Source organism: Marinococcus halophilus, from assembly GCF_002265875.1.
Classification (GTDB): Bacteria; Bacillota; Bacilli; order Bacillales; family Marinococcaceae; genus Marinococcus; species Marinococcus halophilus.
This window is the reverse complement of record NZ_NPFA01000015.1, coordinates 1-25,156: the sequence shown is the minus strand read 5'-3', so window position 1 is coordinate 25,156 and position 25,156 is coordinate 1. Positions and strand designations below refer to the sequence as shown.

Annotated in this window: 39 protein-coding genes; 38 read left to right on the top strand and 1 reads right to left on the bottom strand. The window is 46.4% G+C overall.

Annotated elements, in window-relative coordinates; genetic code table 11:
• Positions 1-41: 41 nt before the first annotated feature.
• From fusA to CHL76_RS13395, 38 genes are all read left to right on the top strand, one after another.
• Entirely contained in the window at positions 42-2,120 is a 2,079-nt protein-coding gene (fusA, locus tag CHL76_RS13580; protein WP_079475103.1) for an elongation factor G, read from the top strand.
• Between the two features lie 130 nt (positions 2,121-2,250).
• Positions 2,251-3,441 carry an elongation factor Tu gene (gene tuf, locus CHL76_RS13575; RefSeq protein WP_079475104.1) on the top strand — a complete coding sequence of 397 codons (1,191 nt, stop codon included), beginning with the start codon at positions 2,251-2,253 and terminating at the stop codon, positions 3,439-3,441.
• Between the two features lie 314 nt (positions 3,442-3,755).
• Positions 3,756-4,067: a 30S ribosomal protein S10 gene (rpsJ, locus tag CHL76_RS13570; protein WP_027847395.1), complete on the top strand. Its 312-nt coding sequence runs from the start codon at positions 3,756-3,758 to the stop codon at positions 4,065-4,067.
• A gap of 43 nt (positions 4,068-4,110) precedes the next feature.
• Positions 4,111-4,752 (top strand): 50S ribosomal protein L3, encoded by a 642-nt coding sequence (gene rplC / locus CHL76_RS13565; RefSeq protein ID WP_079475105.1) that lies wholly within the window; start codon positions 4,111-4,113, stop codon positions 4,750-4,752.
• Between the two features lie 18 nt (positions 4,753-4,770).
• A complete protein-coding gene (gene rplD / locus CHL76_RS13560; protein ID WP_094908833.1) occupies positions 4,771-5,394 on the top strand; it encodes a 50S ribosomal protein L4 in 624 nt (207 codons plus the stop codon).
• Entirely contained in the window at positions 5,394-5,681 is a 288-nt protein-coding gene (gene rplW, locus CHL76_RS13555; RefSeq protein WP_079475107.1) for a 50S ribosomal protein L23, read from the top strand. The genes rplD and rplW overlap by 1 nt, the downstream gene beginning before the upstream one ends.
• Positions 5,682-5,713: 32 nt before the next feature.
• Positions 5,714-6,553, top strand: a complete 840-nt coding sequence (gene rplB, locus CHL76_RS13550; protein ID WP_094908832.1) for a 50S ribosomal protein L2 — start codon at positions 5,714-5,716, stop codon at positions 6,551-6,553.
• 60 nt (positions 6,554-6,613) lie between these two features.
• The gene (rpsS, locus tag CHL76_RS13545) at positions 6,614-6,892 is read left to right on the top strand and encodes a 30S ribosomal protein S19 (protein ID WP_079475109.1); all 279 of its coding nucleotides are present in this window, start codon (positions 6,614-6,616) and stop codon (positions 6,890-6,892) included.
• A 23-nt stretch (positions 6,893-6,915) separates the two neighbouring features.
• On the top strand, positions 6,916-7,257 hold the full coding sequence (gene rplV / locus CHL76_RS13540) for a 50S ribosomal protein L22 (RefSeq protein WP_022794473.1): 342 nt from the start codon (positions 6,916-6,918) through the stop codon (positions 7,255-7,257).
• 3 nt (positions 7,258-7,260) lie between these two features.
• Positions 7,261-7,920, top strand: coding sequence for a 30S ribosomal protein S3 (gene rpsC / locus CHL76_RS13535; RefSeq protein ID WP_079475110.1), 660 nt, complete (start codon positions 7,261-7,263; stop codon positions 7,918-7,920).
• A gap of 1 nt (position 7,921) precedes the next feature.
• Entirely contained in the window at positions 7,922-8,356 is a 435-nt protein-coding gene (gene rplP, locus CHL76_RS13530; protein WP_079475111.1) for a 50S ribosomal protein L16, read from the top strand.
• Positions 8,346-8,549, top strand: coding sequence for a 50S ribosomal protein L29 (gene rpmC, locus CHL76_RS13525; RefSeq protein ID WP_079475112.1), 204 nt, complete (start codon positions 8,346-8,348; stop codon positions 8,547-8,549). The genes rplP and rpmC overlap by 11 nt, the downstream gene beginning before the upstream one ends.
• A gap of 23 nt (positions 8,550-8,572) precedes the next feature.
• Entirely contained in the window at positions 8,573-8,839 is a 267-nt protein-coding gene (gene rpsQ, locus CHL76_RS13520; RefSeq protein WP_079475113.1) for a 30S ribosomal protein S17, read from the top strand.
• 32 nt (positions 8,840-8,871) lie between these two features.
• Positions 8,872-9,240, top strand: a complete 369-nt coding sequence (gene rplN, locus CHL76_RS13515; protein ID WP_079475114.1) for a 50S ribosomal protein L14 — start codon at positions 8,872-8,874, stop codon at positions 9,238-9,240.
• A gap of 47 nt (positions 9,241-9,287) precedes the next feature.
• On the top strand, positions 9,288-9,611 hold the full coding sequence (gene rplX / locus CHL76_RS13510; RefSeq protein ID WP_094908831.1) for a 50S ribosomal protein L24: 324 nt from the start codon (positions 9,288-9,290) through the stop codon (positions 9,609-9,611).
• A 31-nt stretch (positions 9,612-9,642) separates the two neighbouring features.
• On the top strand, positions 9,643-10,182 hold the full coding sequence (gene rplE / locus CHL76_RS13505) for a 50S ribosomal protein L5 (protein ID WP_079475116.1): 540 nt from the start codon (positions 9,643-9,645) through the stop codon (positions 10,180-10,182).
• A 64-nt stretch (positions 10,183-10,246) separates the two neighbouring features.
• The gene (rpsH, locus tag CHL76_RS13500; protein WP_079475117.1) at positions 10,247-10,645 is read left to right on the top strand and encodes a 30S ribosomal protein S8; all 399 of its coding nucleotides are present in this window, start codon (positions 10,247-10,249) and stop codon (positions 10,643-10,645) included.
• Positions 10,646-10,677: 32 nt separating this feature from the next.
• Positions 10,678-11,214, top strand: a complete 537-nt coding sequence (gene rplF, locus CHL76_RS13495) for a 50S ribosomal protein L6 (protein WP_079475118.1) — start codon at positions 10,678-10,680, stop codon at positions 11,212-11,214.
• 44 nt (positions 11,215-11,258) lie between these two features.
• Positions 11,259-11,618: a 50S ribosomal protein L18 gene (rplR, locus tag CHL76_RS13490; protein ID WP_079475119.1), complete on the top strand. Its 360-nt coding sequence runs from the start codon at positions 11,259-11,261 to the stop codon at positions 11,616-11,618.
• 20 nt (positions 11,619-11,638) lie between these two features.
• Complete coding sequence (gene rpsE, locus CHL76_RS13485) at positions 11,639-12,139, top strand: 30S ribosomal protein S5 (protein ID WP_079475120.1); 501 nt, start codon at positions 11,639-11,641, stop codon at positions 12,137-12,139.
• A gap of 13 nt (positions 12,140-12,152) precedes the next feature.
• The gene (rpmD, locus tag CHL76_RS13480) at positions 12,153-12,341 is read left to right on the top strand and encodes a 50S ribosomal protein L30 (RefSeq protein ID WP_079475121.1); all 189 of its coding nucleotides are present in this window, start codon (positions 12,153-12,155) and stop codon (positions 12,339-12,341) included.
• A gap of 32 nt (positions 12,342-12,373) precedes the next feature.
• On the top strand, positions 12,374-12,814 hold the full coding sequence (gene rplO, locus CHL76_RS13475) for a 50S ribosomal protein L15 (protein ID WP_079475122.1): 441 nt from the start codon (positions 12,374-12,376) through the stop codon (positions 12,812-12,814).
• On the top strand, positions 12,814-14,106 hold the full coding sequence (gene secY / locus CHL76_RS13470; protein ID WP_079475123.1) for a preprotein translocase subunit SecY: 1,293 nt from the start codon (positions 12,814-12,816) through the stop codon (positions 14,104-14,106). Before rplO ends, secY begins: the two co-directional genes overlap by 1 nt.
• A 70-nt stretch (positions 14,107-14,176) precedes the next feature.
• Positions 14,177-14,830 carry an adenylate kinase gene (locus CHL76_RS13465; RefSeq protein ID WP_079475124.1) on the top strand — a complete coding sequence of 218 codons (654 nt, stop codon included), beginning with the start codon at positions 14,177-14,179 and terminating at the stop codon, positions 14,828-14,830.
• Between the two features lie 256 nt (positions 14,831-15,086).
• On the top strand, positions 15,087-15,395 hold the full coding sequence (locus CHL76_RS13460; protein WP_143747465.1) for a KOW domain-containing RNA-binding protein: 309 nt from the start codon (positions 15,087-15,089) through the stop codon (positions 15,393-15,395).
• A gap of 3 nt (positions 15,396-15,398) precedes the next feature.
• Positions 15,399-15,617 (top strand): translation initiation factor IF-1, encoded by a 219-nt coding sequence (gene infA, locus CHL76_RS13455; protein ID WP_026702375.1) that lies wholly within the window; start codon positions 15,399-15,401, stop codon positions 15,615-15,617.
• Between the two features lie 69 nt (positions 15,618-15,686).
• Complete coding sequence (rpmJ, locus tag CHL76_RS13450) at positions 15,687-15,800, top strand: 50S ribosomal protein L36 (RefSeq protein WP_079475125.1); 114 nt, start codon at positions 15,687-15,689, stop codon at positions 15,798-15,800.
• Positions 15,801-15,818: 18 nt separating this feature from the next.
• A complete protein-coding gene (rpsM, locus tag CHL76_RS13445) occupies positions 15,819-16,187 on the top strand; it encodes a 30S ribosomal protein S13 (protein ID WP_079475126.1) in 369 nt (122 codons plus the stop codon).
• A gap of 26 nt (positions 16,188-16,213) precedes the next feature.
• Positions 16,214-16,609 carry a 30S ribosomal protein S11 gene (gene rpsK, locus CHL76_RS13440; protein WP_079475127.1) on the top strand — a complete coding sequence of 132 codons (396 nt, stop codon included), beginning with the start codon at positions 16,214-16,216 and terminating at the stop codon, positions 16,607-16,609.
• Between the two features lie 130 nt (positions 16,610-16,739).
• Entirely contained in the window at positions 16,740-17,684 is a 945-nt protein-coding gene (locus tag CHL76_RS13435; protein WP_079475128.1) for a DNA-directed RNA polymerase subunit alpha, read from the top strand.
• Between the two features lie 36 nt (positions 17,685-17,720).
• Positions 17,721-18,080, top strand: a complete 360-nt coding sequence (gene rplQ / locus CHL76_RS13430) for a 50S ribosomal protein L17 (RefSeq protein WP_022794495.1) — start codon at positions 17,721-17,723, stop codon at positions 18,078-18,080.
• A 137-nt stretch (positions 18,081-18,217) separates the two neighbouring features.
• Positions 18,218-19,021, top strand: a complete 804-nt coding sequence (locus CHL76_RS13425) for an energy-coupling factor transporter ATPase (RefSeq protein ID WP_094908830.1) — start codon at positions 18,218-18,220, stop codon at positions 19,019-19,021.
• Positions 19,022-19,025: 4 nt separating this feature from the next.
• On the top strand, positions 19,026-19,901 hold the full coding sequence (locus tag CHL76_RS13420; RefSeq protein WP_094908829.1) for an energy-coupling factor transporter ATPase: 876 nt from the start codon (positions 19,026-19,028) through the stop codon (positions 19,899-19,901).
• Complete coding sequence (locus CHL76_RS13415; RefSeq protein WP_079475131.1) at positions 19,894-20,691, top strand: energy-coupling factor transporter transmembrane component T family protein; 798 nt, start codon at positions 19,894-19,896, stop codon at positions 20,689-20,691. The genes CHL76_RS13420 and CHL76_RS13415 overlap by 8 nt, the downstream gene beginning before the upstream one ends.
• A gap of 19 nt (positions 20,692-20,710) precedes the next feature.
• Positions 20,711-21,448: a tRNA pseudouridine(38-40) synthase TruA gene (gene truA / locus CHL76_RS13410; protein ID WP_094908828.1), complete on the top strand. Its 738-nt coding sequence runs from the start codon at positions 20,711-20,713 to the stop codon at positions 21,446-21,448.
• A gap of 243 nt (positions 21,449-21,691) precedes the next feature.
• On the top strand, positions 21,692-22,129 hold the full coding sequence (gene rplM / locus CHL76_RS13405; RefSeq protein WP_079475134.1) for a 50S ribosomal protein L13: 438 nt from the start codon (positions 21,692-21,694) through the stop codon (positions 22,127-22,129).
• Between the two features lie 20 nt (positions 22,130-22,149).
• Positions 22,150-22,542, top strand: a complete 393-nt coding sequence (rpsI, locus tag CHL76_RS13400) for a 30S ribosomal protein S9 (RefSeq protein WP_022794501.1) — start codon at positions 22,150-22,152, stop codon at positions 22,540-22,542.
• Positions 22,543-22,732: 190 nt separating this feature from the next.
• A complete protein-coding gene (locus tag CHL76_RS13395; RefSeq protein WP_094908827.1) occupies positions 22,733-23,785 on the top strand; it encodes a P-loop NTPase in 1,053 nt (350 codons plus the stop codon).
• A gap of 55 nt (positions 23,786-23,840) precedes the next feature.
• On the opposite strand, the gene CHL76_RS13390 is transcribed toward CHL76_RS13395, so the two are convergent.
• The gene (locus tag CHL76_RS13390) at positions 23,841-24,698 is read right to left on the bottom strand and encodes an HAD family hydrolase (RefSeq protein WP_094908826.1); all 858 of its coding nucleotides are present in this window, start codon (positions 24,696-24,698) and stop codon (positions 23,841-23,843) included.
• Between the last annotated feature and the right edge of the window lie 458 nt (positions 24,699-25,156).

Below are 25,156 nucleotides of genomic sequence, written 5' to 3'. Positions count from 1 at the left end.
GGAAAATACTACTTTGATGAATGGAAGGAGAAAGAAAGTCCATGGCACGTGAATTCTCCTTGGAAAAGACCCGTAATATCGGGATCATGGCTCACATTGATGCTGGGAAAACAACAGCAACAGAGCGTATCCTTTATTACACGGGTCGTATCCATAAAATTGGTGAAACCCATGAAGGTGCTTCTCAAATGGACTGGATGTCGCAGGAACAAGAGCGTGGTATTACTATTACCTCCGCTGCGACGACAGCCCAATGGAAAAACCACCGCATCAATATTATCGACACTCCAGGTCACGTAGACTTCACCGTAGAGGTGGAACGTTCCCTGCGTGTGCTTGACGGAGCTGTTGCGGTATTGGATGCTCAGTCTGGCGTGGAGCCGCAGACAGAAACTGTATGGCGCCAGGCGACTACTTACCATGTTCCACGTATTGTTTTTGTTAACAAGATGGACAAGGTAGGGGCGGATTTCGTTTATTCCTTGAGCACACTGACAGAACGTCTCGGAGCGAATGCTCAGGCAATTCAGCTTCCGATCGGTGCTGAAGATGATTTTGAAGGAATTATTGATTTAATCGAGATGCAGGCTTACTACTACCTCGATGACCTTGGAACCCGTGCGGAAGCCCGTGAAATACCGGAAGAATATCAGGCTCAAGCGCAGGAATACCGCCAGAAGCTGGTAGAAGCTGTATCCGAGCTTGATGAAGAGCTTATGATGAAATACCTTGAAGAGGAAGAAATTACAAATGAAGAACTCAAGCTGGCTATCCGTAAAGGAACGCTGAACGTTGAGTTTTATCCAGTACTTTGTGGTTCTGCCTTTAAAAACAAAGGTGTGCAGCTCATGATCGACGCTGTGCTCGATTATCTTCCATCTCCATTGGATGTTCCTGCAATTAAAGGGAAATATCCGGATTCGGAAGAAGAGGAAGAGCGCCCGGCAGACGACAACGGAAAATTCTCTGCGCTGGCATTTAAAGTGGCCACAGACCCTTATGTCGGCAAGTTGACTTTCTTCCGTGTATACTCGGGTACACTCACTTCCGGCTCGTACGTCAGAAACTCCACCAAGGACAAACGTGAACGCGTGGGCCGTATTCTTCAAATGCATGCAAACTCCCGTGAAGAAATTTCAACGGTATATGCCGGTGATATTGCAGCGGGTGTCGGCTTGAAGGATACGAGCACCGGGGACACATTGGTGGCAGAAAAAGACAACATCGTGCTTGAATCGATGGATTTCCCGGAACCGGTTATTTCCTTGTCTGTTGAGCCGAAGTCGAAGGCGGACCATGATAAAATGAGTATCGCCCTCGGAAAGCTTGCAGAAGAGGATCCTACTTTCCAGACGGAAACAGACGAAGAAACCGGACAAACGATCATCAAAGGTATGGGTGAGCTTCACCTTGATATCATCGTTGACCGTTTAAAACGGGAATTCAAAGTAGAAGCGACCGTAGGTGCCCCTCAGGTATCCTATCGTGAAACAATCCGCCAGGAAGCTAACTGCGAAGGTAAATTCGTACGTCAGTCCGGTGGTCGCGGGCAGTACGGACACGTTTGGGTCAAATTTGAGCCAAACGAAGAAGGCGCCGGCTTTGAATTTGTAAACAAAATTGTCGGTGGTGTGGTACCTCGTGAATACGTACCTTCCGTGCAGGCCGGTATTGAAGATTCTCTTCAAAGCGGCATGCTCGCCGGTTATCCGGTAATCGACGTAAAAGCTACTCTATTTGATGGTTCCTACCACGATGTCGACTCTAACGAGATGGCATTTAAGGTAGCAGCTTCCATGGCTCTGCGTGAAGCAAAGCAAAAATGTAAGCCGGTACTGCTGGAACCATTGATGAAGGTAGATATCGTGGTTCCAGAAGAATACATGGGCGACGTGATGGGCGATGTAACATCCCGCCGTGGCCGTGTGGACGGTATGGAAGCACGAGGCAATTCTCAGGTTATCCGGTCGTTCGTACCGCTTGCTGAGATGTTTGGCTACGCCACGACTCTTCGTTCCAACACGCAGGGCCGCGGAACGTATTCCATGTTCTTCGATCATTACGAAGAAGTGCCAAAAAGTGTTTCTGAAGATGTTATCAAGCAGGCAACAGGACAGTAAAAATCCGGCAGCTTGATGATTGTATGCACGACCGATTTATTGTAAGCTAAGGTAGGGCGTTTACTGATAGCAGCGCCCGCCTGGCTGCTATACAACATTAATTACCTGAAATAAAGGGAGGACAATTATAATGGCAAAAGAAAAATTTGACCGTTCGAAAACGCATGCGAACATTGGTACTATCGGTCACGTTGACCATGGTAAAACAACTTTGACTGCTGCGATCACAACAGTACTTCACAAAAAATATTCCCGCGGAACGGCTATGGCTTATGACGCAATCGACGGTGCACCTGAAGAGCGTGAGCGTGGGATTACGATCTCTACTGCACACGTAGAGTACGAAACTGATTCCCGTCACTATGCACACGTAGACTGCCCAGGTCACGCGGACTATGTTAAAAACATGATCACCGGTGCAGCTCAAATGGACGGAGCGATTCTCGTTGTTTCCGCAGCTGACGGCCCAATGCCTCAGACTCGTGAGCACATCCTGCTTTCCCGTCAGGTTGGTGTACCATCCATCGTTGTTTTCTTAAACAAAGTTGACATGGTAGACGATGAAGAGCTTCTCGAACTCGTTGAAATGGAAGTTCGTGACCTCTTGTCTGAATATGACTTCCCTGGCGACGATGTACCAATCATCAGCGGTTCTGCTCTGAAAGCCCTTGAAGGCGATCAAGAGTACGAAAACAAAATTCTTGAACTGATGGAAGCTGTAGACAACTACATTCCAACTCCAGACCGCGACAAAGACAAGCCATTCATGATGCCTGTAGAGGACGTATTCTCTATCACAGGCCGTGGTACAGTTGCAACAGGCCGTGTTGAACGTGGCGTTCTTAACGTTGGGGATGAAATTGAAATCATCGGTATCGATGAAGACTCCCGTAAATCCACGGTTACTGGTGTGGAAATGTTCCGTAAGCTTCTTGACTATGCAGAAGCTGGCGACAACATTGGCGCGCTTCTCCGCGGTGTGTCCCGTGATGACATCAAACGTGGCCAAGTTCTTGCAAAGCCAGGTTCGATTACTCCACACACTAACTTCAAAGCAGAAGTTTATGTACTTTCCAAAGACGAAGGTGGACGCCATACTCCATTCTTCTCTAACTATCGCCCGCAGTTCTACTTCCGTACGACGGACGTAACTGGCATCATCCAGCTGCCTGAAGGCGTTGAAATGGTAATGCCTGGCGATAACGTAGAAATGACAGTTGAGCTTATCAACCCAATCGCTATCGAAGAAGGAACCAAGTTCTCTATTCGTGAAGGCGGCCGTACAGTTGGCGCCGGCGTTGTTTCTACCATTCAAAAATAACCACCGGTTATTCTCCCCTAATGCTGAAAAGCATTAGGGGTTTTTTATTTCTTCTATATAAATACTCTAAAAGCTGAAAAAGAAAAAGGGGGAGGCCGGAAAAGATTTTTTGAAAAAACCCTTGCGTAAAAGGCGAACGATCACTATAATAGATGAAGTGTGACCATGGGAGACATAGAAATACTTCTATATTCATCTACGGTCAGGCGATGATGCGGAAGGTTGCTGACACACCCGGGTCCATTGCCATGATCAGGTGTGAGGAAATTTTCGCGGAGTATGTCTGTAAAATCGGACGAGAAGGAGGGCTTTTAATGGCAGCTAATGAAAAAATTCGTATTCGTTTAAAAGCGTATGATCACAGAGTGTTGGATCAATCCGCTGAAAAGATTGTAGACACGGCAAAACGTTCTGGTGCAGGTGTTTCTGGACCGATTCCATTGCCAACAGAGAAATCTGTTTATACAATCCTTCGTGCTACGCACAAATTTAAAGATGCTCGTGAGCAATTTGAAATGCGTACACATAAACGTTTAATCGACATTTTGACGCCAACGCCGCAAACGGTAGATTCGCTTATGCGTTTAGATTTACCGTCAGGTGTAGATATCGAAATCAAATTATAATAACAAATATATGAAAACTAAAATTTATTAGGAGGTGTGACTCATGGCCAAAGGAATCTTGGGTAAAAAACTCGGCATGACGCAATTGTTTAAAGAAAACGGCGAACTGCTTCCAGTTACGGTCATTGAAGCAGAACCAAACGTTGTGCTTCAAAAGAAAACTACTGAGTCCGATGGATACGAAGCTATTCAGCTAGGTTTCCACGACAAAAAAGAAGCACGCGCAATCAAACCGGAAAAAGGACATGCTGAGAAAGCAAATACGACCCCCAAGCGCTTCGTTAGAGAAATCCGCGGGACAAACCCAGAGGATTACGAGGTTGGTCAAGAGGTCAGTGTAGCAACATTTGCAGAAGGAGACATCGTAGACGTCACAGGAAAATCCAAAGGGAAAGGCTTCCAGGGCGCCATTAAGCGCCACAACCAATCCCGCGGACCAATGACGCACGGCTCCCGTTTCCACCGTGCCCCAGGTGCTATGGGTGTTATCGACCCTAACCACGTATTGAAAGGCAAAAAGCTCCCTGGACGTATGGGTAACAACACAGTTACTGTACAAAATCTGGAGATTGTTAAAGTAGATACCGAACGTAACGTACTTTTAGTTAAGGGCAACGTTCCTGGTGCGAAACGCAGTTATGTAACAGTACAAAACGCTGTAAAAGCAAACACTGAAAAAGCATAATAGAAAGGAGGGCGCAAGATGCCAACAGTAGATTTACTAAACCAAACCGGTTCCCGCGTAGGAGATATCGAACTGGCAGACACTGTATTCGGTATTGAACCAAATGAGCATGTTCTGTATGACGCAGTAATCATGCAGCAAGCATCGTTACGACAAGGAACGCACAAGGTAAAAAATCGTTCCGAACGTCGCGGCGGCGGACGCAAGCCGTGGCGCCAAAAAGGCACAGGCCGGGCCCGCCAAGGTTCCATCCGTTCCCCGCAATGGGTGAAAGGTGGTATCGTATTCGGGCCGACGCCAAGATCCTACGGCTATAAACTTCCAAAGAAAGTTCGCCGTCTGGCTATCAAATCAGCACTCGCAAGCAAAGCACAGGAAAATGACCTTATCGTGCTTGATGAGCTGAAATTTGAGGCTCCAAAAACGAAAGAGATGGTTAAAGTACTTTCTTCTCTTTCCATTGATACCAAGGTATTGATTGTTACCGGCGACGACGATGAAACCGTCGGATTGTCCGCGCGCAATCTTCCTAATGTAACATTCCTCACGGCAGGCAGTTTAAACGTCCTAGACGTTGTTAAACATGACAAATTGGTTATTACACAGGACGCCGTGAAGAAAGTAGAGGAGGTGTTCGCATAATGGAAGCACGTGACGTGATTAAAAAACCCGTTATTACAGAACGCTCCGCTGACTTGATGGATGAAAAGAAATACACGTTTGAAGTAGACGTGAAAGCTAATAAATTCCAAATCAAAAACGCGGTTGAAGAAATCTTTGATGTTCAGGTAGAACAGGTAAATACAATGAACAAAAAAGGTAAATTCCGTCGTTTTGGCCGTCATGAAGGTTATAAACCAAACCGTAAAAAAGCGATCGTGACGCTTACAGCTGATAGCGAAGATATTGAATTCTTCGAAGGTGCTTAATTAACAAATAGATACGAAGGAGGGAAATGAACATGGCTATCCAAAAGTATAAACCGACCACAAACGGCCGCCGTCACATGTCGGTAAACAAGCACAGCGAAGTCACTTCAGAAACACCAGAGCGTTCGCTGCTTGAGCCGCTTCACAAAAAAGGCGGCCGTAATAACCAGGGTCGTATGACCAGTCGTCACCAGGGCGGCGGGCATAAACGTCAATACCGTGTTATTGACTTTAAACGTAATAAAAATGACGTACCAGGTAAAGTTGCTGAAATCGAGTATGATCCAAACCGTTCAGCAAATATCGCGCTTATCAACTACATTGATGGCGAAAAACGGTACATCCTTGCTCCAAAAGGGCTGAAGATCGGCCAGGAAATTATGGCTGGTTCGAATGCAGACATCAAACTTGGTAACGCGCTGGATCTTCGTGATATCCCAGTAGGTACTGTTATTCACAACATCGAACTGAAGCCGGGCCGCGGCGGACAGCTCGTTCGTTCCGCTGGCGCTGAAGCACAGGTTCTCGGTAAAGAAGGTAAGTACGTACTTGTGCGTCTTCGTTCCGGAGAAACCCGCTTAATCCTCGCTTCCTGCCGCGCAACTGTCGGCCAGGTTGGAAACGTAGAGCATGAACTGGTGAACATCGGTAAAGCCGGTCGTTCCCGTTGGTTAAACAAACGTCCACACGTTCGTGGTTCCGCAATGAACCCTAGCGATCACCCACACGGTGGTGGTGAAGGCCGTGCACCAATCGGACGCGTTGCACCTGTATCCCCTTGGGGTCAGCCAGCAGTTGGCTATAAAACAAGAAAACGCAATAAAGATTCTAATAAATATATCGTACGGGGCCGTCGCCGTAAGAAAAAATAATAAAAAGATGAAGCTGCGGTTCTCCGGAATCGCAGGTTAATCGCGAAAGGAGGTTCTCTCATGGGTCGTAGTTTAAAAAAAGGACCTTTCGTCGACTTGCACTTGATGAATAAAATCGAGAGACTGAACGAATCGGACAATAAAGAAGTTATTCGTACCTGGTCGCGCCGTTCCACAGTATTTCCGGAATTTGTCGGCCACACGATTGCAGTGTACGACGGACGCAAGCACGTACCTGTTTATGTATCTGAAGATATGGTAGGCCATAAACTTGGTGAATTCGCACCAACGAGAACATTTAAAGGCCATAAAAATGACGATAGAAAAACGAAAAGATAAGACCTGAGGGGAGGTAAAGAAACATGGAAGCAAAAGCAGTAGCAAAGCAGATCCGTATCGCCCCCCGCAAGGCTCGTCTTGTGATAGACCTAGTCCGGGGAAGATCCGTCGGAGAAGCTATTGCCATCCTTAAGAACACGCCAAAGTCGGCGTCTCCGATTGTTGAGAAAGTTATTAACTCTGCCATCGCCAACGCAGAGCACAACTATGAGATGGAACCAGAAAATCTTTACATCAGCCAAGCATTCGTAGACGAAGGAGTAACACTCAAACGTTTCCGCCCACGGGCAATGGGACGCGCAAGTCGCATTAACAAACGTACGAGCCACATTACTGTAATCGTCGAAGAAAAAAAGGAGGGATAACGCGTGGGACAAAAAGTTAATCCTATCGGACTTCGTGTTGGAGTCATCCGTGATTGGGAATCGAAATGGTATTCGGAAAAAGAATACGCGAATTTGCTTCATGAAGACTACAGAGTACGCCGCCACATCGAAACGAAGCTCGTGGACGCTTCAATTTCCACAGTAGAAATTGAACGTGCGGCAAACCGTGTAAACATTACGATCCACACTGCGAAACCAGGCATGGTTATCGGCCGTGGAGGTTCAGAAGTAGAGTCGCTTCGTAAAGAATTGAATAACTTGACTGGCAAGCGAGTACACATTAACATCGCAGAAGTAAAACAGGCAGATATGGATGCCCGTCTCGTAGCGGCAAACATTGCCCGCCAGCTTGAAAACCGCATTTCTTTCCGTCGTGCTATGAAACAATCCATTCAGCGTACGATGCGCGCAGGAGCAAAAGGGATCCGTACAGAAGTAAACGGACGCTTAGGCGGCGCTGACATCGCCCGCTCTGAAAGATACAGTGAAGGAACAGTACCTCTCCATACGTTGCGTGCTGACATTGATTACGGCACTGCAGAAGCAGACACAACGTACGGTAAACTAGGTGTAAAAATCTGGATTTATCGCGGAGAAGTCCTTCCAACGAAAGGAACGAATCAAGAGGAAGGAGGCAAATAATATGTTATTGCCAAAACGCGTAAAATATCGTCGCGAACACCGTGGCAAAATGAGAGGCCGTGCAAAAGGCGGCAAAGAGATCACTTTTGGTGAATACGGACTGCAGGCAGTCGAAGCTTCCTGGATTACGAACCGCCAGATTGAATCTGCACGTATTGCTATGACCCGTTATATGAAACGTGGCGGTAAAGTCTGGATTAAAATTTTCCCGGATAAGCCATACACAGCTAAACCCCTTGAAGTCCGCATGGGTTCCGGTAAAGGTTCTCCTGAAGGCTGGGTAGCAGTTGTAAAACCAGGGAAAATCATGTTTGAAATTGCCGGGGTTAACGAAGAGGTTGCCCGTGAGGCATTGAGACTTGCAGCTCACAAGTTACCGGTCAAAACGAAATTTGTGAAACGCGAAGAAGTGGGTGGTGAGGCAAATGAGAGCTAATGAATTGAGAGATCTAACCACAACTGAAATCGAAGATCAGACGAAAAGCCTGAAAGAAGAACTTTTTAACCTTCGTTTTCAATTAGCAACCGGTCAGTTGGAAAATCCCGCCCGCATCCGTACCGTAAGAAAAGATATTGCACGTGCCAAAACCGTTTTGCGTGAACGTGAACTCGGGATGAACAAAGGCTAAAAGGAAAAGGAGGTTAAACCAATATGGCTGAAGAACGTAACAACCGTAAGGTTTATAACGGTCGCGTGACATCCGATAAAATGGATAAAACGATTGCCGTTGTTGTTGAAACGTATAAAAAAGACCCGTTGTACGGCAAACGTGTCAGAGACTCCAAAAAGTTTAAAGCCCACGATGAAGAAAACATTGCAAAAGTTGGCGATATCGTCCAAATCATGGAAACCCGCCCATTGTCGAAAGACAAGCGTTTTCGTCTCGTGAAAGTAATAGAAGAATCAGTTATTCTTTAAATCGTTTTTAAAGAAAGGAGGTACCGTGACCTATGATCCAACAAGAATCACGCTTAAGAGTAGCGGATAACTCTGGTGCCCGCGAAGTCCAGTGTATAAAAGTTCTAGGCGGTTCCGGCCGTAAAACTGCTAACATCGGTGACATGATTACGTGCTCTGTCAAACAAGCAACACCAGGGGGCGTTGTCAAAAAAGGCGAGATTGTCCAGGCAGTTATTGTACGTTCCCGCAGCGGCGTCCGCCGTCCAGACGGTTCTTACATTCGCTTTGACGAAAACGCAGCCGTAATCGTACGTACGGACAAAGGACCACGTGGAACACGTATCTTTGGTCCAGTAGCAAGAGAGCTTCGTGACGAGCAGTATATGAAAATTATCTCCCTTGCACCGGAAGTGCTGTAATACAAATATCATGCGAAGTCGTGATGTCCCGTTAAGGAGGTGCGAAAATGGCCCAAAATAAGCTTCATGTTAAACAGGGTGAAAAAGTAAAAGTAATCAGCGGCAAGGATAAAGGCAAAGAAGGCGTAATCCTTAAAGCAATGCCTGCGCAGGAGCGTGTAATCGTTGAAGGTGTGAACATCGTGAAAAAACATGCGAAGCCTTCCCAGGAAAACCCACAAGGCGGTATCTTAAACCAAGAAGCTGCCATTCACGTATCAAACGTTATGCCGCTTGATCCGAAATCCGGCGAACCAACACGGGTTGGTCACAAGGTAGAGAACGGCAAAAAAGTACGTGTCGCCAAAAAATCAGGTGAAACCCTGAACTAAGTAAGACAAAGGACGAGAGGAGGTCACACGAATGAACGCTTTAAAAGAAAAGTATCAAACATCAATCGTACCGAGTCTGCACGAGAAATTCGACTATTCTTCCGTAATGGGAGTACCGAAGGTTGATAAAATTGTTATTAACATGGGTGTCGGGGAAGCAGTACAAAACCCTCGCTCATTGGATAAAGCAGTAGAAGAGCTGGAAGCAATCAGCGGGCAGAAGCCTTTGATTACAAAAGCAAAACGTTCTATTGCAGGATTTAAACTTCGTGAAGGTATGCCAATCGGTGCAAAGGTAACTTTGCGCGGTGCACGTATGTATGACTTCCTGGAAAAATTAATCCACGTCACGCTTCCACGTGTCCGTGACTTCCGCGGGGTGTCAAACAAAGCATTTGACGGCCGTGGCAACTACACACTCGGTGTACGTGAACAATTGATCTTCCCGGAAATTTCCTACGATCAGGTAGAAAAAGTACGCGGAATGGATATCGTTATCGTTACTACTGCTTCGACTGATGAAGAATCTTACGAACTGCTCAATCAAATGGGCATGCCGTTTCAAAAATAAATTATTCACGTAAACGCCGGCAGCAGCCGGCGCACGACCCCGTAACTGGGAGGGAGGTATTCAAATGGTCATGACAGATCCGATTGCTGATATGCTGACTCGTATCCGCAACGCAAACATGGTGAACCACGAGAAAGTAGAATTTCCTGCATCGAACCTGAAAAAAGAAATCGCTGAAATCCTCAAGCTGGAAGGTTTCATTCGCGACGTTGAATATGTCGATGATAAAAAACAGGGAATGATCCGCTTATTCTTAAAAACTGGTACAGAAAACAAAAAAGTTATTTCTGGTATCAAACGTATCAGTAAACCAGGTCTCCGTGTTTATGCAGGATCCAACGAGGTTCCTAAAGTGCTGGGCGGACTTGGTATCGCAGTAATTTCTACATCTAAAGGCGTTATGTCTGATAAAGAAGCAAGAAAGCAAAACGTGGGCGGCGAAGTTCTCGCATACGTTTGGTAATAAAATCGTTATAAAGAACGGAGGTGTGCAGTATGTCTCGTATTGGCCTGAAACCAATCGAAATTCCAGAAGGCGTGACAATCGCTAAAGATGGAAATACAGTTACAGTCAAAGGACCAAAAGGTGAATTGAGCCGTGAACTTCACCCGGTTATCACTGTGAATCTTGGAGAGTCGGAAGTAACTTTCGAACGCCATTCTGATAATAAAGAGCACCGCTCGCTCCACGGTACGACCCGAAGCCTTGTAAACAACATGGTAGAAGGCGTAACAAAAGGTTATGAAAAGAATCTTGAGCTCGTCGGTGTAGGTTATCGTGCGCAGAAATCCGGTGAAAAGCTGGTACTAAACGTTGGTTACTCCCACCCGGTAGAATTCGTTTCCGAGGAAGGAATCGATATTGAAGTGCCTTCTAACACAAAAGTGACCGTTCGCGGTATTGATAAAGAACGCGTTGGTGCTGTAGCGTCCAACATTCGCTCTGTACGTCTTCCTGAACCATATAAAGGCAAAGGAATCCGCTACGAAGGAGAAGAAGTTCGCCGTAAAGAAGGTAAGACGGGTAAATAATTGTTAATTAACATCGTAACAAGCACGAAAGGAGGAACTGTACGATGGCTCAAGCAACAAGCTATGAAAAACGCAAAAAACGCCATATGAGTATCCGCCGTAAAATCAGCGGTACACCAGAACGCCCTCGCCTGAACGTTTTCCGTTCTGCAAAGCATATCTATGCGCAGCTGATCGACGACGAAGCAGGGGTGACACTGGTAGCAGCTTCGACAATGGAAAGAAATTCCGGAATCGAAAATGGCGGCAATAAAGAGGCAGCCCGTAAAATCGGGGAAACTCTCGCCAAGCGTGCTACGGAAAAAGGCTATGATACAGTCGTTTTTGACCGGGGTGGATTTGTTTATCACGGCCGTGTTCAAGAACTCGCTGAAGCAGCCCGGGAAAACGGACTAAAATTCTAAAAAGCAAGGGAGGGACAAGAATGCAAGGTATTGATCCGAACAAACTGGAACTTGAAGAACGCGTTGTAACTATCAATCGTGTGGCAAAAGTGGTAAAAGGTGGACGTAACTTCCGCTTTGCAGCACTCGTAGTAGTTGGAGACCGTAACGGCCATGTCGGCTTTGGCCAGGGGAAAGCTCTCGAAGTACCGGAAGCAATCCGTAAAGCGGTAGAAAATGCTAAAAAGGACCTTGTGCAAATTCCTATCGTAGGAACAACTATTCCACACGAAATCACTGGTCACTTTGGCGCAGGCAACGTTCTGTTGAAGCCTGCATCTGAAGGTACCGGAGTGATCGCTGGCGGACCAGTACGTGCCATCTTAGAGCTTGGCGGCGTACAGGACATTCTGTCGAAATCTCTTGGTTCCAACAATCCTATTAACATGGTTCGCGCTACTATCGACGGATTAACTTCTTTGAAAACAGCAGAAGAAGTAGCTAAATTGCGTGGTAAGAGCGTCGAAGAATTGTTAGGATAAGGGGGGAAAGCAAATGGCCAAACAATTGGAAATTACCCTTAGCCGCAGCATGATCGGACGTCCGGAAGATCAGCGCGTAACAGTCCGTACACTTGGTTTGCATAAAATAAACCGTACGGTAGTAAAAGAAGACAATCCTGCAATCCGCGGTATGGTGAATAAAGTGTCTCACTTGCTGACGGTAAAAGAACTGGACCAATAAATCTCATTCCTAAATGACAGGGAGGTGGCATCATGAAACTCCACGAACTTCAGCCTGCAAAAGGCAAAAACAAACAGCGTAACCGTGTTGGCCGGGGACCGGCTTCCGGCAACGGCAAAACTTCCGGCCGCGGACATAAAGGACAGAACGCCCGTTCCGGCGGTGGTGTACGTCCAGGTTTTGAAGGTGGGCAAAACCCTATCTTCAAGCGTCTGCCAAAACGCGGCTTTACGAACATTAATCGTAAAGACTATGCTATTGTAAATGTGGAAACGCTCAACAGCTTCGACAATGGTACAACAATTACTCCAGAGACGTTGCTTGAAAAAGGCGTAATCAGCAAATACAAAGATGGCGTGAAAATTCTAGGCAACGGCAAGTTGGAGAAAGAGCTTCAAGTGCACGCGAACAAGTTCTCTGCTTCAGCAGTGCAAGCAATTGAAGCAGCGGGCGGAAAAACCGAGGTGGTCTAATGTTCCGCACGATTATCAACATGTTTCGTGTGAGTGACATTCGAAACAAGGTGTTGTTCACCTTAGTCATGTTGATTATATTTCGGATCGGAAGTTTTATTCCGGTGCCTGGGACAAACCGTCAGGTGCTGAATTTCTCTGATGAAGCAAGTGCATTTGGCTTTTTGAACACGTTTGGAGGCGGGGCGCTGTCGCAGTATTCCATATTTGCGATGGGCGTCATGCCATACATTACCGCTTCAATTGTGGTACAATTGCTTCGTATGGACGTTGTGCCTAAATTTTCGGAATGGGCAAAACAGGGGGAAACAGGAAGACGGAAACTGAATCAGTTCACCCGTTATTTCACTATTGTTCTTGCATTTGTTCAGGGACTTGGAATGTCTGTTGGGTTTAACAACTATTTTCCAGGCCTTATTCCGAACCCAAATGTTGCTAAATATATATTTATTGCGTTGATAATGACAGCCGGCACGGCTTTTTTAATGTGGCTTGGTGAGCAAATCACTGCAAAAGGTGTGGGGAACGGTATCTCTATCCTGATCTTTGCCGGTATTGCGGCGGGTATTCCTAATGGGATCAACCAAATTTATGCAACGCAGATCCAGGATGCTGGCGGAGAGTTATATATAGGCATTATCACTATAGCGCTTCTGGCAGTAGCAGTTCTTGCTATTATTGTAGGCGTCATTTTTGTACAGCAGGCGCTGCGCAAAATTCCTATTCAATATGCAAAACGAACTGTTGGACGGAGCCCGGTTGGCGGACAGTCCACACACCTTCCTTTAAAAGTGAACGCTGCAGGGGTTATCCCGGTTATTTTTGCGTTGGCATTATTTATTTTTCCGCCGACAGCAGCAAGCTTTATTGGTGAGGAAAATGCGATTGCCAACTGGATTGTAAATAACTTTGATTATACGCAGCCTATAGGAATGGTCGTATATGCAGCTTTAATCATTGCGTTTACGTACTTTTATGCCTTTGTCCAGGTGAATCCCGAACAAATGACGGAGAACCTGAAAAAGCAGGGTGGCTACATTCCTGGCATACGCCCAGGGTTTGCCACTGAAAAGTACATCCGGCGGACGCTTTACAGGCTTACATTTGTCGGAGCCCTGTTTTTAACCGTGGTTGCCATCATTCCAGTCTTTTTCATCACACAGATGGGTCTCCCACAGTCGATTCAAATTGGCGGCACAGGCCTTCTAATCGTTGTAGGGGTAGCTTTGGAAACGATGAAGCAAGTAGAAAGCCAGTTAGTTAAACGGAACTATCGCGGTTTCATTAAATAGAATTGGCCTCGAAGATGAAGCTCGCCTATGCCGCTTCCCTTCGGGTAAAATAGTCGTTGGAGGAGATAGCGTGAATCTGATATTGATGGGGCTGCCGGGTGCTGGAAAAGGCACGCAGGCTGCAACAATTAGTGAAGAATACAATATTCCCCACATTTCTACTGGGGACATGTTCCGCACAGCCATTAAAGAAGAGACCGAGCTTGGCAGACAGGCAAAGTCTTACATGGATGCTGGTGATTTAGTTCCAGATGAAGTCACAAACGGTATTGTTGAAGAACGTTTGCAAAAAGAAGACTGCCGAAACGGATTCTTGCTCGATGGTTTTCCTAGAACTCCGGCACAAGCCGGGGCATTGGAAAAAATGCTTTCGGATATGGGCAGGCAGCTTGACTACGTACTGAACATTGATGTTCCAAAAGAAAAACTTGAAGAACGTCTTACCGGCCGTCGCGTTTCCCCTTCCTCCGGCAGAACGTATCATGTTATTTACAACCCGCCGAAGCAGGAAGGCGTTGATGATGTAGATGGAAGTGAACTTGTTCAGCGCGATGATGATAAACCAGAAACGGTTAAGCGCCGTTTGGAAGTAAACATTGAACAACAGCAGCCGTTGATTGATTTCTATAAAGAAAAAGGATATCTCCGTAACATCGATGGAGATCAGGATATAGATAACGTATTTCATGACATTGAAGCACTCTTGAAAGACCTTCGTGCATGATTGTTTGTAAAAAGGGTCGGAAACTCGTTATAATACGGGAAGTGCGATGTGGCAGCAACGTTTCATGATTAACTATGAAACTGCTTATCGGATGCGATCCGGGAACATGATGCAATACCATCATTTTAGGGGTACACTGAATTTGCCTAGAGCAAACACGTATACACCCTCTCCGATGGTTGGACAGCCCAGGCCGTGTAAAACAGCAGCCAGGTTGCTAAATCCTAACGAAGCCTAAGGAAAAGAGGATGCATGCATGAAAGATTCGGAGTCAAGGCGACCCGATCTGGGACAAATCGTTCGAGTGACCCGGGGGCGTGAAGCTGGTCAGTACGCGGTAGTAATTGGCGTGCTGGACGATAAGTTTCTCATGTTGGCTGACGGGGAAAGACGAAAGTTCGATCGGGGAAAGAAGAAAAACACGTCCCACGTAGAATTACTTTCGTATATTTCGCCGGAAGTACAGTCAAGTTTAACTGAGACCGGTCGAGTGACTAACGCGAAAATCCGGCACGCTCTTTACACCTTTTTTGAACAAGAAGCCTTATTTGAAAAGGAGAATTAATTCATGGCCAAAGATGATGTTATTGAAATGGAAGGCACGGTCATTGAACCTCTTCCAAACGCTATGTTTCGTGTTGAGCTTGAAAATGGACACAAAATTTTAGCGCATGTTTCCGGCAAAATCCGTATGCATTTCATCCGGATTCTCCCGGGTGATAAAGTAACTGTAGAAATTTCACCGTACGATCTTTCCCGCGGGCGTATTACGTACCGCTATAAATAGACCCGCAGAGTTATTCTTGAGCACTCTTACCAATGCATGGCATGCATGCAGTGAAGGAGGTAAATGGAAATGAAAGTAAGACCTTCCGTTAAAAAGATTTGTGACAATTGTAAAGTTATTCGCCGTAAAGGTTCGGTAATGGTAATTTGCTCGAACCCGAAGCATAAACAAAGACAAGGATAATAAAAAGGAGGTGCCCGCATGGCACGTGTTGCAGGAGTAGATATTCCGCGCGATAAGCGTATTGCTATTTCACTCACTTACGTATACGGCATTGGCAAGTCGCTTGCAGTGACAGTTCTGAATGAAGCTGATGTTGACCAGAACACCCGCGTACGTGATTTAACAGAAGACGAGCTGGCCCGTATCCGTACGGCTATTGATAACAATCATACGGTAGAAGGGGATCTTCGCCGTGAAACTTCCCTCGATATCAAACGCTTGATGGAAATCGGAAGCTATCGTGGAATTCGTCACCGCCGTGGGCTGCCGCTTCGCGGACAAAACACGAAAAACAATTCCCGTACCCGTAAAGGCCCGCGTCGTACAGTAGCAAACAAACGCAAATAATTTATTTATAAAGGAGGTTACCTATTATGGCAAAAACAAAGTCGAACGCACCACGTAAACGCCGCCAGCGCAAGAATATAGAGTCGGGTGTGGCTCATATCCGCTCGACGTTTAACAACACGATTGTAAACATTACGGACGTGCAGGGAAACACACTTGCATGGGCAAGCGCTGGAGTGCTTGGTTTCAAAGGCTCCCGTAAGTCCACTCCGTTCGCAGCTCAAATGACTGCAGAGACAGCAACAAAAGCTGCGATGGAACACGGATTGAAAAGCGTAGAAGTTACAGTGAAGGGTCCAGGAGCTGGACGTGAAGCTGCAATTCGTTCTCTTCAGGCAACCGGGGTAGAAGTTACGGTCATTCGTGATGTAACGCCAGTCCCTCATAACGGGTGCCGCCCGCCAAAACGTCCACGTGCATAACTGAAAGCGAACATGACTATTGCAAAGGATGCAGGTTAGAAGGAGTGCTTTTTCAGTCCGCTTTCCTGTTTTCCTTATTTCCGGCACCGGCTGCCGGATGTACGACGTTTGAAGGAGGGTACGCAAACAAATGATCGAAATTGAAAAGCCTAACATTGAAGCGGTCGAAGTGAGCGAGGATGCCAAGTTTGGCAAATTTGTTGTTGAACCATTGGAACGTGGTTATGGTACTACCCTGGGGAATTCCCTGCGTCGTATTCTCTTATCTTCGTTACCGGGAGCAGCAGTTTCTACGGTTCAGATCGATGGAGTTCTTCATGAGTTTTCTACGATTGAAGGCGTACTTGAAGACGTAACAACCATTATTTTGAATTTGAAAAAGCTTGCTTTAAAAGTGTACTCTGATGATGAAAAAGTGCTCGAGGTGGACGTGCAGGGAGAAGGTACAGTAACTGCTCGTGACATTACGCATGACAGCGACGTGGAAATCCTGAATCCGGATCTTCACATTGCCACATTATCAAAAAACGCCAATTTGCATATGCGCCTTACCGCTCATCGCGGGCGCGGCTATGTCCCGGCTGAAGGAAACAACAGCGACGACCTTCCAATTGGTGTTATTCCTATTGATTCTATTTATACGCCAGTAGAGCGTGTGAATTACCAGGTGGAGAATACTCGTGTCGGACAAATTACCAACTATGATAAGTTAACGTTGGACGTTTGGACAGACGGAAGCATCCGTCCCGAAGAAGCAGTATCGCTTGGGGCAAAAATTATGAATGAGCATTTGAATATCTTTATCGGGTTGACCGACCAAGCACAGAATGCGGAAATTATGGTGGAAAAAGAGGAAGACCAAAAAGAAAAAGTACTTGAAATGACGATTGAAGAACTTGATCTTTCGGTGCGTTCCTACAACTGCCTGAAACGCGCTGGTATCAATACTGTGCAGGAACTGACGCAAAAGTCAGAGGAAGATATGATGAAAGTCCGGAACCTCGGGCGCAAATCGCTGGAAGAAGTTCAGGAAAAATTAGGTGAACTCGGCCTCGGTTTACGCGAAGAGGACTAAGCATAAATACTTGTTTGATTAAAGGAGGGAATTGTAATGCCATACTCAAAGCTTGGACGCGACACGTCGGCAAGAAAAGCACTCTTTCGTGATTTGACGACCGACCTTATTATTAACGGCCGGATTGAAACTACTCACGCTAAAGCAAAAGAGGTACAGCCGATCGCAGAAAAAATTATTACTCTCGGAAAACGTGGAGATTTGCACGCCCGCCGTCAGGCCGCTGCATTTGTCCGCAAGGAGACAGCTAATGAAGAAGGACAGGATGCTGTTCAAAAATTGTTCTCTGAAATTGGCCCTCGTTATGAAGACCGTCAAGGCGGCTACACGCGCGTACTGAAACTTGGACCGCGCCGTGGGGATGCTGCTGAAATGGCTATCATCGAACTTGTATAAACGGGAAGTCCTCGTTTATACATTTCTTTCATTTGCAAATGAAGGTTATAGGTAAAAGAGGCAGGACGATGTCTGTAAAGACTGCGTCTTGCTTTTTTTCTATGTAAAAATTGAACATTAAAGGGAGGGGAGAGGGCATGGCAATTATTGAACTCCGGGAGCTCGAGTATCAATACGAAGAGAGTGATGAAAAGGTATTAAAAGGATTAACCAAAGATGTCCATCGCGGGGAATGGCTTTCAATTATAGGAGCTAACGGTTCTGGAAAATCAACACTCTCCCGTCTTTTTAATGGCCTGTCTCAGCCAACAGAGGGCTCAGTGCATGTGTTAGGAAAAAACACCGCGGATGATAAGGCTTTGCAAATGATTCGGCAGGAGGTTGGGATGGTTTTTCAAAACCCGGAGCACCAGTTTGTGGCGCCGACAGTGCGTGACGATATTGCTTTTGGCATGGAAAACGCTGGTGTTCCGCGTGAAGTGATGCTTGAACGAATTAAGGAAGTCAGCCAATGGGTAAACATTGAACACATTTTACATATGGAGCCGCACCGTCTGTCCGGAGGCCAGAAGCAACGGGCAGCGATAGCTGGGATCCTTGCTTTGCGGCCGCAGGTAATGGTGTTTGATGAATCAACCTCGATGCTTGATCCAAACGGCAGAAAAGAAATTTTGGAAACAATGAGCCGGCTGTGCCGTGAATCAGGTATTACTATTATCTCCATTACGCATTATCTCGAAGAAGCTTTTAAGTCTGATCGTATTTGGTTCATGAAAGCAGGGCGTATCGAAAAAGATATTACGACAAAAAACATTCCAGATCAGCTGGAATGGATGGAAGCGGAAGGGATGCCACTTCCCTATAAATACCAGCTCTATCAGGAAGTAAAGAAGCGGAGAATCGATATGCGAACGCTCCGTACCATGGTTGAAGGAGAGTAGCAGCATGGATGTGAATTTTCAGGAAGTAAGCCATGTGTACATGCAAAAAACGCCTTTTGAAACACTGGCACTTAAAAACGTAAATGCGTATTTTCGTGCTTCTTCAGTAACAGCTGTAATAGGGCGTACAGGATCGGGGAAATCGACGCTCGTGCAGCATATCAATGGGCTGTTGAAGCCTTCCGCAGGAGTGGTGAGCGTAGGAGAACATCATCTCGAAGCCAAAACAAAACGGAAAACAGTCAAAGCGGTGCGGAGTCATGTCGGCATGGTATTTCAGTATCCTGAACATCAGCTGTTCGAGGAAACGGTGGAAAAGGATTTGTTGTTTGGGCCGAAAAATAAAGGGATGGATGTAGCGGAAATCCAAAAGAAGCTTCCAGAGCTACTGCAGCAGGTGGGGCTCAGTGAGTCACTGCTCAAGCGCTCCCCGTTCGAGCTGAGCGGGGGCCAGATGCGGCGGGTCGCAATTGCTGGAGTGCTTGCCACCAATCCGGATATTCTTATTTTGGATGAACCAACCGCGGGGCTCGATCCCCAGGGACAAAAAGAAATCCTGAAACTGTTTATGAATTGGCAGCGTACGTATCAGCCGACCACAATCATGATTACACATCAAATGGAAGAAGCGGCCGCCTTTGCTGAGTATATGTACGTGATGGAGGATGCAGAGATCAAAATGCAGGGAGAGCCCGAAACTATTTATGCCCAGCGGAAAAAGCTGCAGGAGATGGATCTGGATATTCCGGAACAGGTACAGGTGCTCCAACAAATTGAACAGGACAGCGGCATCCGTTTTCCGCATTATCAGCTTTCTCCGGCCGAAGCTGCTGATTATTGGCGGCGGGCGGTTCAGAATGGAGGGGTGCCGCGTGTTTGAAAATGTTATTATTGGCCAGTACCTGCCCGGGCGCTCCTATCTCCATCACATGGACCCCCGGGCGAAAATTGCCGCCGTTGTTTTTTTAATTATTGTTATTTTTCTTGTGAACAGCTGGCACGGGTACGCGCTTTTTGGAGGTGCAGCGATAGCCGTTTATTTTCTCTCGGGGGTGCCGTTTCGGTATATTCGCAAGGGGATGTTTCCTGTATTCATTTTAGTAATATTAACTTTCTTTCTGCATGCTTTTTTCACAAGAGACGGCGAGGTGCTTTTTTCTATTGGTATGTTTTCTTTTTATGAGGAAGGCATCCGTCAGGGATTGTTTATTTCTCTACGTCTGCTGCTGCTCGTATACTTTACATCGCTCTTAACGCTGACGACAAGCCCGATTGACCTTACAGATGCACTGGAGCAAATGTTCTCCCCACTCGAGCGCTTTAAGTTTCCCGCCTACGATGTAGCGATGATGATGTCGATTGCGATCCGGTTTATTCCTACGCTGCTGCAGGAAACAGAAAAAATTATTAAAGCCCAGACGGCCCGCGGTGCTGACTTCAACAAAGGCTCCATGCGGGACCGGATGCAGGCGTTTGTTTCACTTTTGGTGCCGTTATTTGTACGTGCTTTCCGCCGGGCGGAAGATTTAGCCTATGCTATGGAGGCCCGCGGCTATAACGGAGGCGAAGGACGCACCAAACTTCGTCTGCTCGTGTGGGGATGGCGGGATACTTTGTGTTGTTGCCTGATCGCGGTGTTTGGAGTTATTTTATTGTTTTTACGCCAGTAATTGAAAGGAGGAGAGCCCGGTGCCGAGAGTGAAAGCAACAGTGGCGTATGATGGTACGTTTTTTGAAGGCTGGCAGGTGCAGCCGGGACGCCGGACCGTCCAGCGAGAAATCGAAGAGGCGCTGCAGAAAATGCATAAAGGAGTTCACGTGCCAATTCATGCTTCGGGAAGGACGGACTCAGGCGTGCACGCAAAAGGCCAGGTCTTCCACTTCGATTCTCCGCTGCAGCTGCCGGAGCATAAATGGGGGAAGGCCCTCGAAACTTTTCTGCCAAAAGATATCCACGTCTGGCACTCTGTGTATGCCGATGACGATTTTCACGCACGTTTTGACGCGGTGGAAAAAGAGTACCGGTACTGTGTGCTGCTACGTAAAGAAAGGGACGTCTTCCGCCGGAACCATGCTTTTTATTACCCTTATCCTACAGATGTGGAAGCCGTGCAGAGGGCTGCCTACTACATTAAAGGAGAGCACGACTTTTCTTCCTTTTGTGCTTCCAATACTGATGTAACAGAGAAGACCCGGACAGTGTATGAAGCCGAGGCCAGGCTTGAGGGAGACGAGCTGTGGTTTACGTTCCGCGGGTCAGGCTTTTTGTACAATATGATTCGTATTGCTGTAGGGACGCTTCTTGAGGTGGGGAAAGGGAATCGCCATCCAGAGGAAATAAAAACTATTATTGAATCAAAAGAGCGTGCGGCTGCGGGTAACACGGCCCCCGGCCATGGGCTGTATCTATGGCGGGTAAATTACTGACAGTTAAAGTTGTGCGTTAACAGTCTTTTTAGGTCAGTTGAAAGCTTATTTGGCTCTGGAGGAAATTGACTACAAAAAAACAACGTTTCCTGGTGTTTTAACATTGACATTTGGTCCCTGTTATTATACGATGTTATTTGGCATTTCACGTCCCACTGCCCCGGGATACGGAATGATGAGCGTAAATAAGACAAGTGATCGATGATATAATCGGCAGAGAATTGATTTAGGAGGGAAACAACTATGCGTACGACATACATGGCTAAGCCAGGCGAGGTAGAACGCAAATGGTACGTAGTAGACGCACAAGGCCAGACACTCGGACGTCTTGCCAGTGAAGTCGCTGCAATCCTTCGCGGTAAAACTAAGCCACAATACACCCCGCACATTGACGTTGGCGATAATGTAATTATCATTAATGCAGAGAAAATTCACCTTACCGGGAAAAAGCTTTCTCAAAAGTATTATCACCGCCACAGCGGTTATCCGGGTGGACTGAGATCTACACGCGCAGACGACATGCGCCGTGAGAAACCAGAAAAAATGCTCGAAATTGCTATTAAAGGCATGCTTCCGAAAAACACTCTTGGCCGTGAACAAGGCAAGAAGTTATTCGTATACGAAGGTCCAGAGCACAAACATCACGCACAACAACCAGAAGAACTGCAACTGCGCGGTTAAAATAAAAGGAGGGACTACATTTGGCACAAGTACAATACTACGGTACTGGACGCCGGAAAAACTCATCGGCTAGAGTTTTTCTTGAGCCAGGCGATGGAAAAATCACTGTAAACGACCGTGAACTCGACGAGTATTTCAACCTTGAAACATTGAAACTCGTTGTAAAGCAGCCACTCGCTGCTACTGGCACGGAAGGTTCTTATGACATTAAAGTCACTGTAAGAGGCGGCGGCTTCACCGGCCAGGCTGGTGCGATCCGTCACGGAGTAGCACGCGCCCTCTTGAAAGTAGACCCGGATTTCCGTCCTACACTGAAATCTGAAGGCTACCTGACTCGTGATGCACGTATGAAAGAACGTAAAAAATACGGTCTCAAAGCAGCACGTCGTGCGCCACAGTTCTCGAAGCGTTAATTTCATCTCTTCACTCAAAACTCCTTCTGCATTCAGCAGAGGGAGTTTTTTTACCTGATTTGTTTATATGTAGAGAAAAGCGGCAGGTTATAGTTGTAAACGTTTGAAATCTGCTTCTTAAAAACGGTATGCTAGATACGGAATGTTTCCAATAGTTACAGTTATAGTCTAGAGAAGGAAGGTGTGCAATGTGATTACAGAAGAACAGGTGCGCGAAGCACTTCAGTCCATAGAAGATCCTGATTTGGGCAAGCCGATCGCTGAAACCGGTGGTATTCGCAGTATCAGTGTAAAAGAAGACAGCAAAGTGCGTTTAAAGATAGCATTGGCGAAAACAGGTACGCCTGAACAGATGCAGATGCAGCAGCAGGTGGTGGATACGATCAAAGAGGCTGGTGCTGACTCAGTAGGGCTCCGTTTTGAAACCCTTGAGCCCGAAGAAGTAGAAAAAGCCGGGGGTCTCAAAGGTGAAGAAGGGCCGAAGATTTTATCTGAGGATAATAAAACCCAGTTTATTACGATTGCCAGCGGAAAAGGCGGCGTTGGTAAATCTACGGTTACAGTAAACACTGCTGTAGCACTGGCTCGTGCCGGAAAAAAAGTGGGTATTATCGACGCAGACATTTACGGGTTCAGCGTACCGGACATGATGGGCATTGAAGAACGCCCGAAAGTTCAAGACGAGCGGATCTATCCGGTAGAACGTTTTGGAGTTAAAGTTATATCGATGGGATTCTTTGTGGAGGACAACGCTCCGGTGGTCTGGAGAGGCCCTATGCTTGGAAAAATGCTCAATAATTTCTTTAATGAAGTAGAGTGGGGCGATCTCGATTATCTATTGCTGGATCTTCCACCAGGCACAGGAGATGTGGCACTCGATGTTCACACTACCCTGCCTGAAAGCCAGGAAATCATTGTTACTACTCCGCATCCGACTGCAGCATTTGTAGCGGCCCGTGCCGGAGCGATGGCGATTAAAACCAACCACCGTGTATTAGGGATCATTGAGAATATGGCCTATTATGAAAGCCGCAGCGGTGAGAAAGAATACGTCTTTGGCGAAGGCGGGGCAGACCGTTTGGCTGACGAGTTAAAAGTCGGTATCCTAAGCCGGGTTCCCCTCGGGCAGCCGCTTGAAGACGATAGCGTGTTCGCTCCGTCAGTATATCAGCCGGAACACCCAATTGGTGAGCTGTATGATGAACTGGCATCGACTATTATGAAGAAAGTGCCGACTGAATAAAAGTTAATTGAAAAGAAGCCGCCTGCAGAAATTTGCAGGCGGCTTCTTTTTCTTTCTATTTATTATATTGAATAAGCTCTTCCATCGGCTGCTGGAGAGAAGGGACCGTATAAACATACTTAGAAGAAAACTCAGTTAACGGACTGATGTGAATGCTTTCAATTCCAAGGAGAACCCCGGGCATCACATCATTCATCAGGTTATCTCCGATGACCATTGTTTCCTGGGGATTCACCCGGTATTCTTCCATTAGCTGTTTGTAATGATCCTTCGTTTCTGCCGGCTTATTGGCGGAGGTAATTCTAGTGTAAGGAGGCAGCAGGTCTTGAAGATTTAATTGCTGCAAAATGGCTTCTGCATCTTCATCATCACTATTGGTAACTAACACCATCTGCTTACCGTTAGATTGGAGCCATTGCAGGCCGGATCGGAGTGAAGGCGTGTGGGACAACTGGAAAGCTTCAGATGACATATATGTTTTAGTTTCTACGTAAGCAGCATAGGCTTCTTCCTTCGAAACGCCAAAATGCCTGGCAGTAGCGTGGGGCGTCCACCATCCATCCCCAATAGCTATTTTTTTATCAAAATCGAATGGAAAGCCTGCATACTCTTTTTTCCATATAGAAGGGTCCATTTCTTTTCCGGACCAACTGACCACTTTGATTGGCTGGGCAGACACTGGATCGAGATAGAGCACCCGGTCTTTTTCTGCATCGTAAGCTGTACCTATCTGCAGAGCCCGTTCACCTTTTTGAACAGCGTCGTATTCGGTAAAGAACGTGGTCCTCTCTTTTTCTGGAATAAAAGCACCCAGTCGTTCAGCATAGTAGTCAAAGTGTTCAGTATCTTCATATAGCGTGCCATCCAGATCAAAGATTAATAATTCTTTATCGTTCCAGTGGATATCAGCCAATGGTCAATTCTCTCCTTTCTCCCTTACATACCACTAGAATAGCATAAAATCCGGCGCAATTAGTAATCAGAATAAAAAGGAAAGACCTATAAAAAAGGAGAGAAGGTAATAGATAATTGTACTTTAATTTATTTTTAAATTTTTTTAAAGAAATTATTAAAAATTGTTGACCGCTTAGAGCCACGGTGATATATTTATACATGCGCTTCCGAGAGAAGTGGAAAGCAACAACCGGAAATAATAAAATTTATAAATTGTTGTTGACTTTCATTTGCCTACTTGGTATGATATTAATTGTCGCTTTGAGCGGCAGATCGTTCTTTGAAAAGGAAAGACAAGCCAGAGCCCCAATCAAAAGCAACACTTTTTTAGGGCATCACTGATGCCACAGCATCAAACTTTTTACGGAGAGTTTGATCCTGGCTCAGGACGAACGCTGGCGGCGTGCCTAATACATG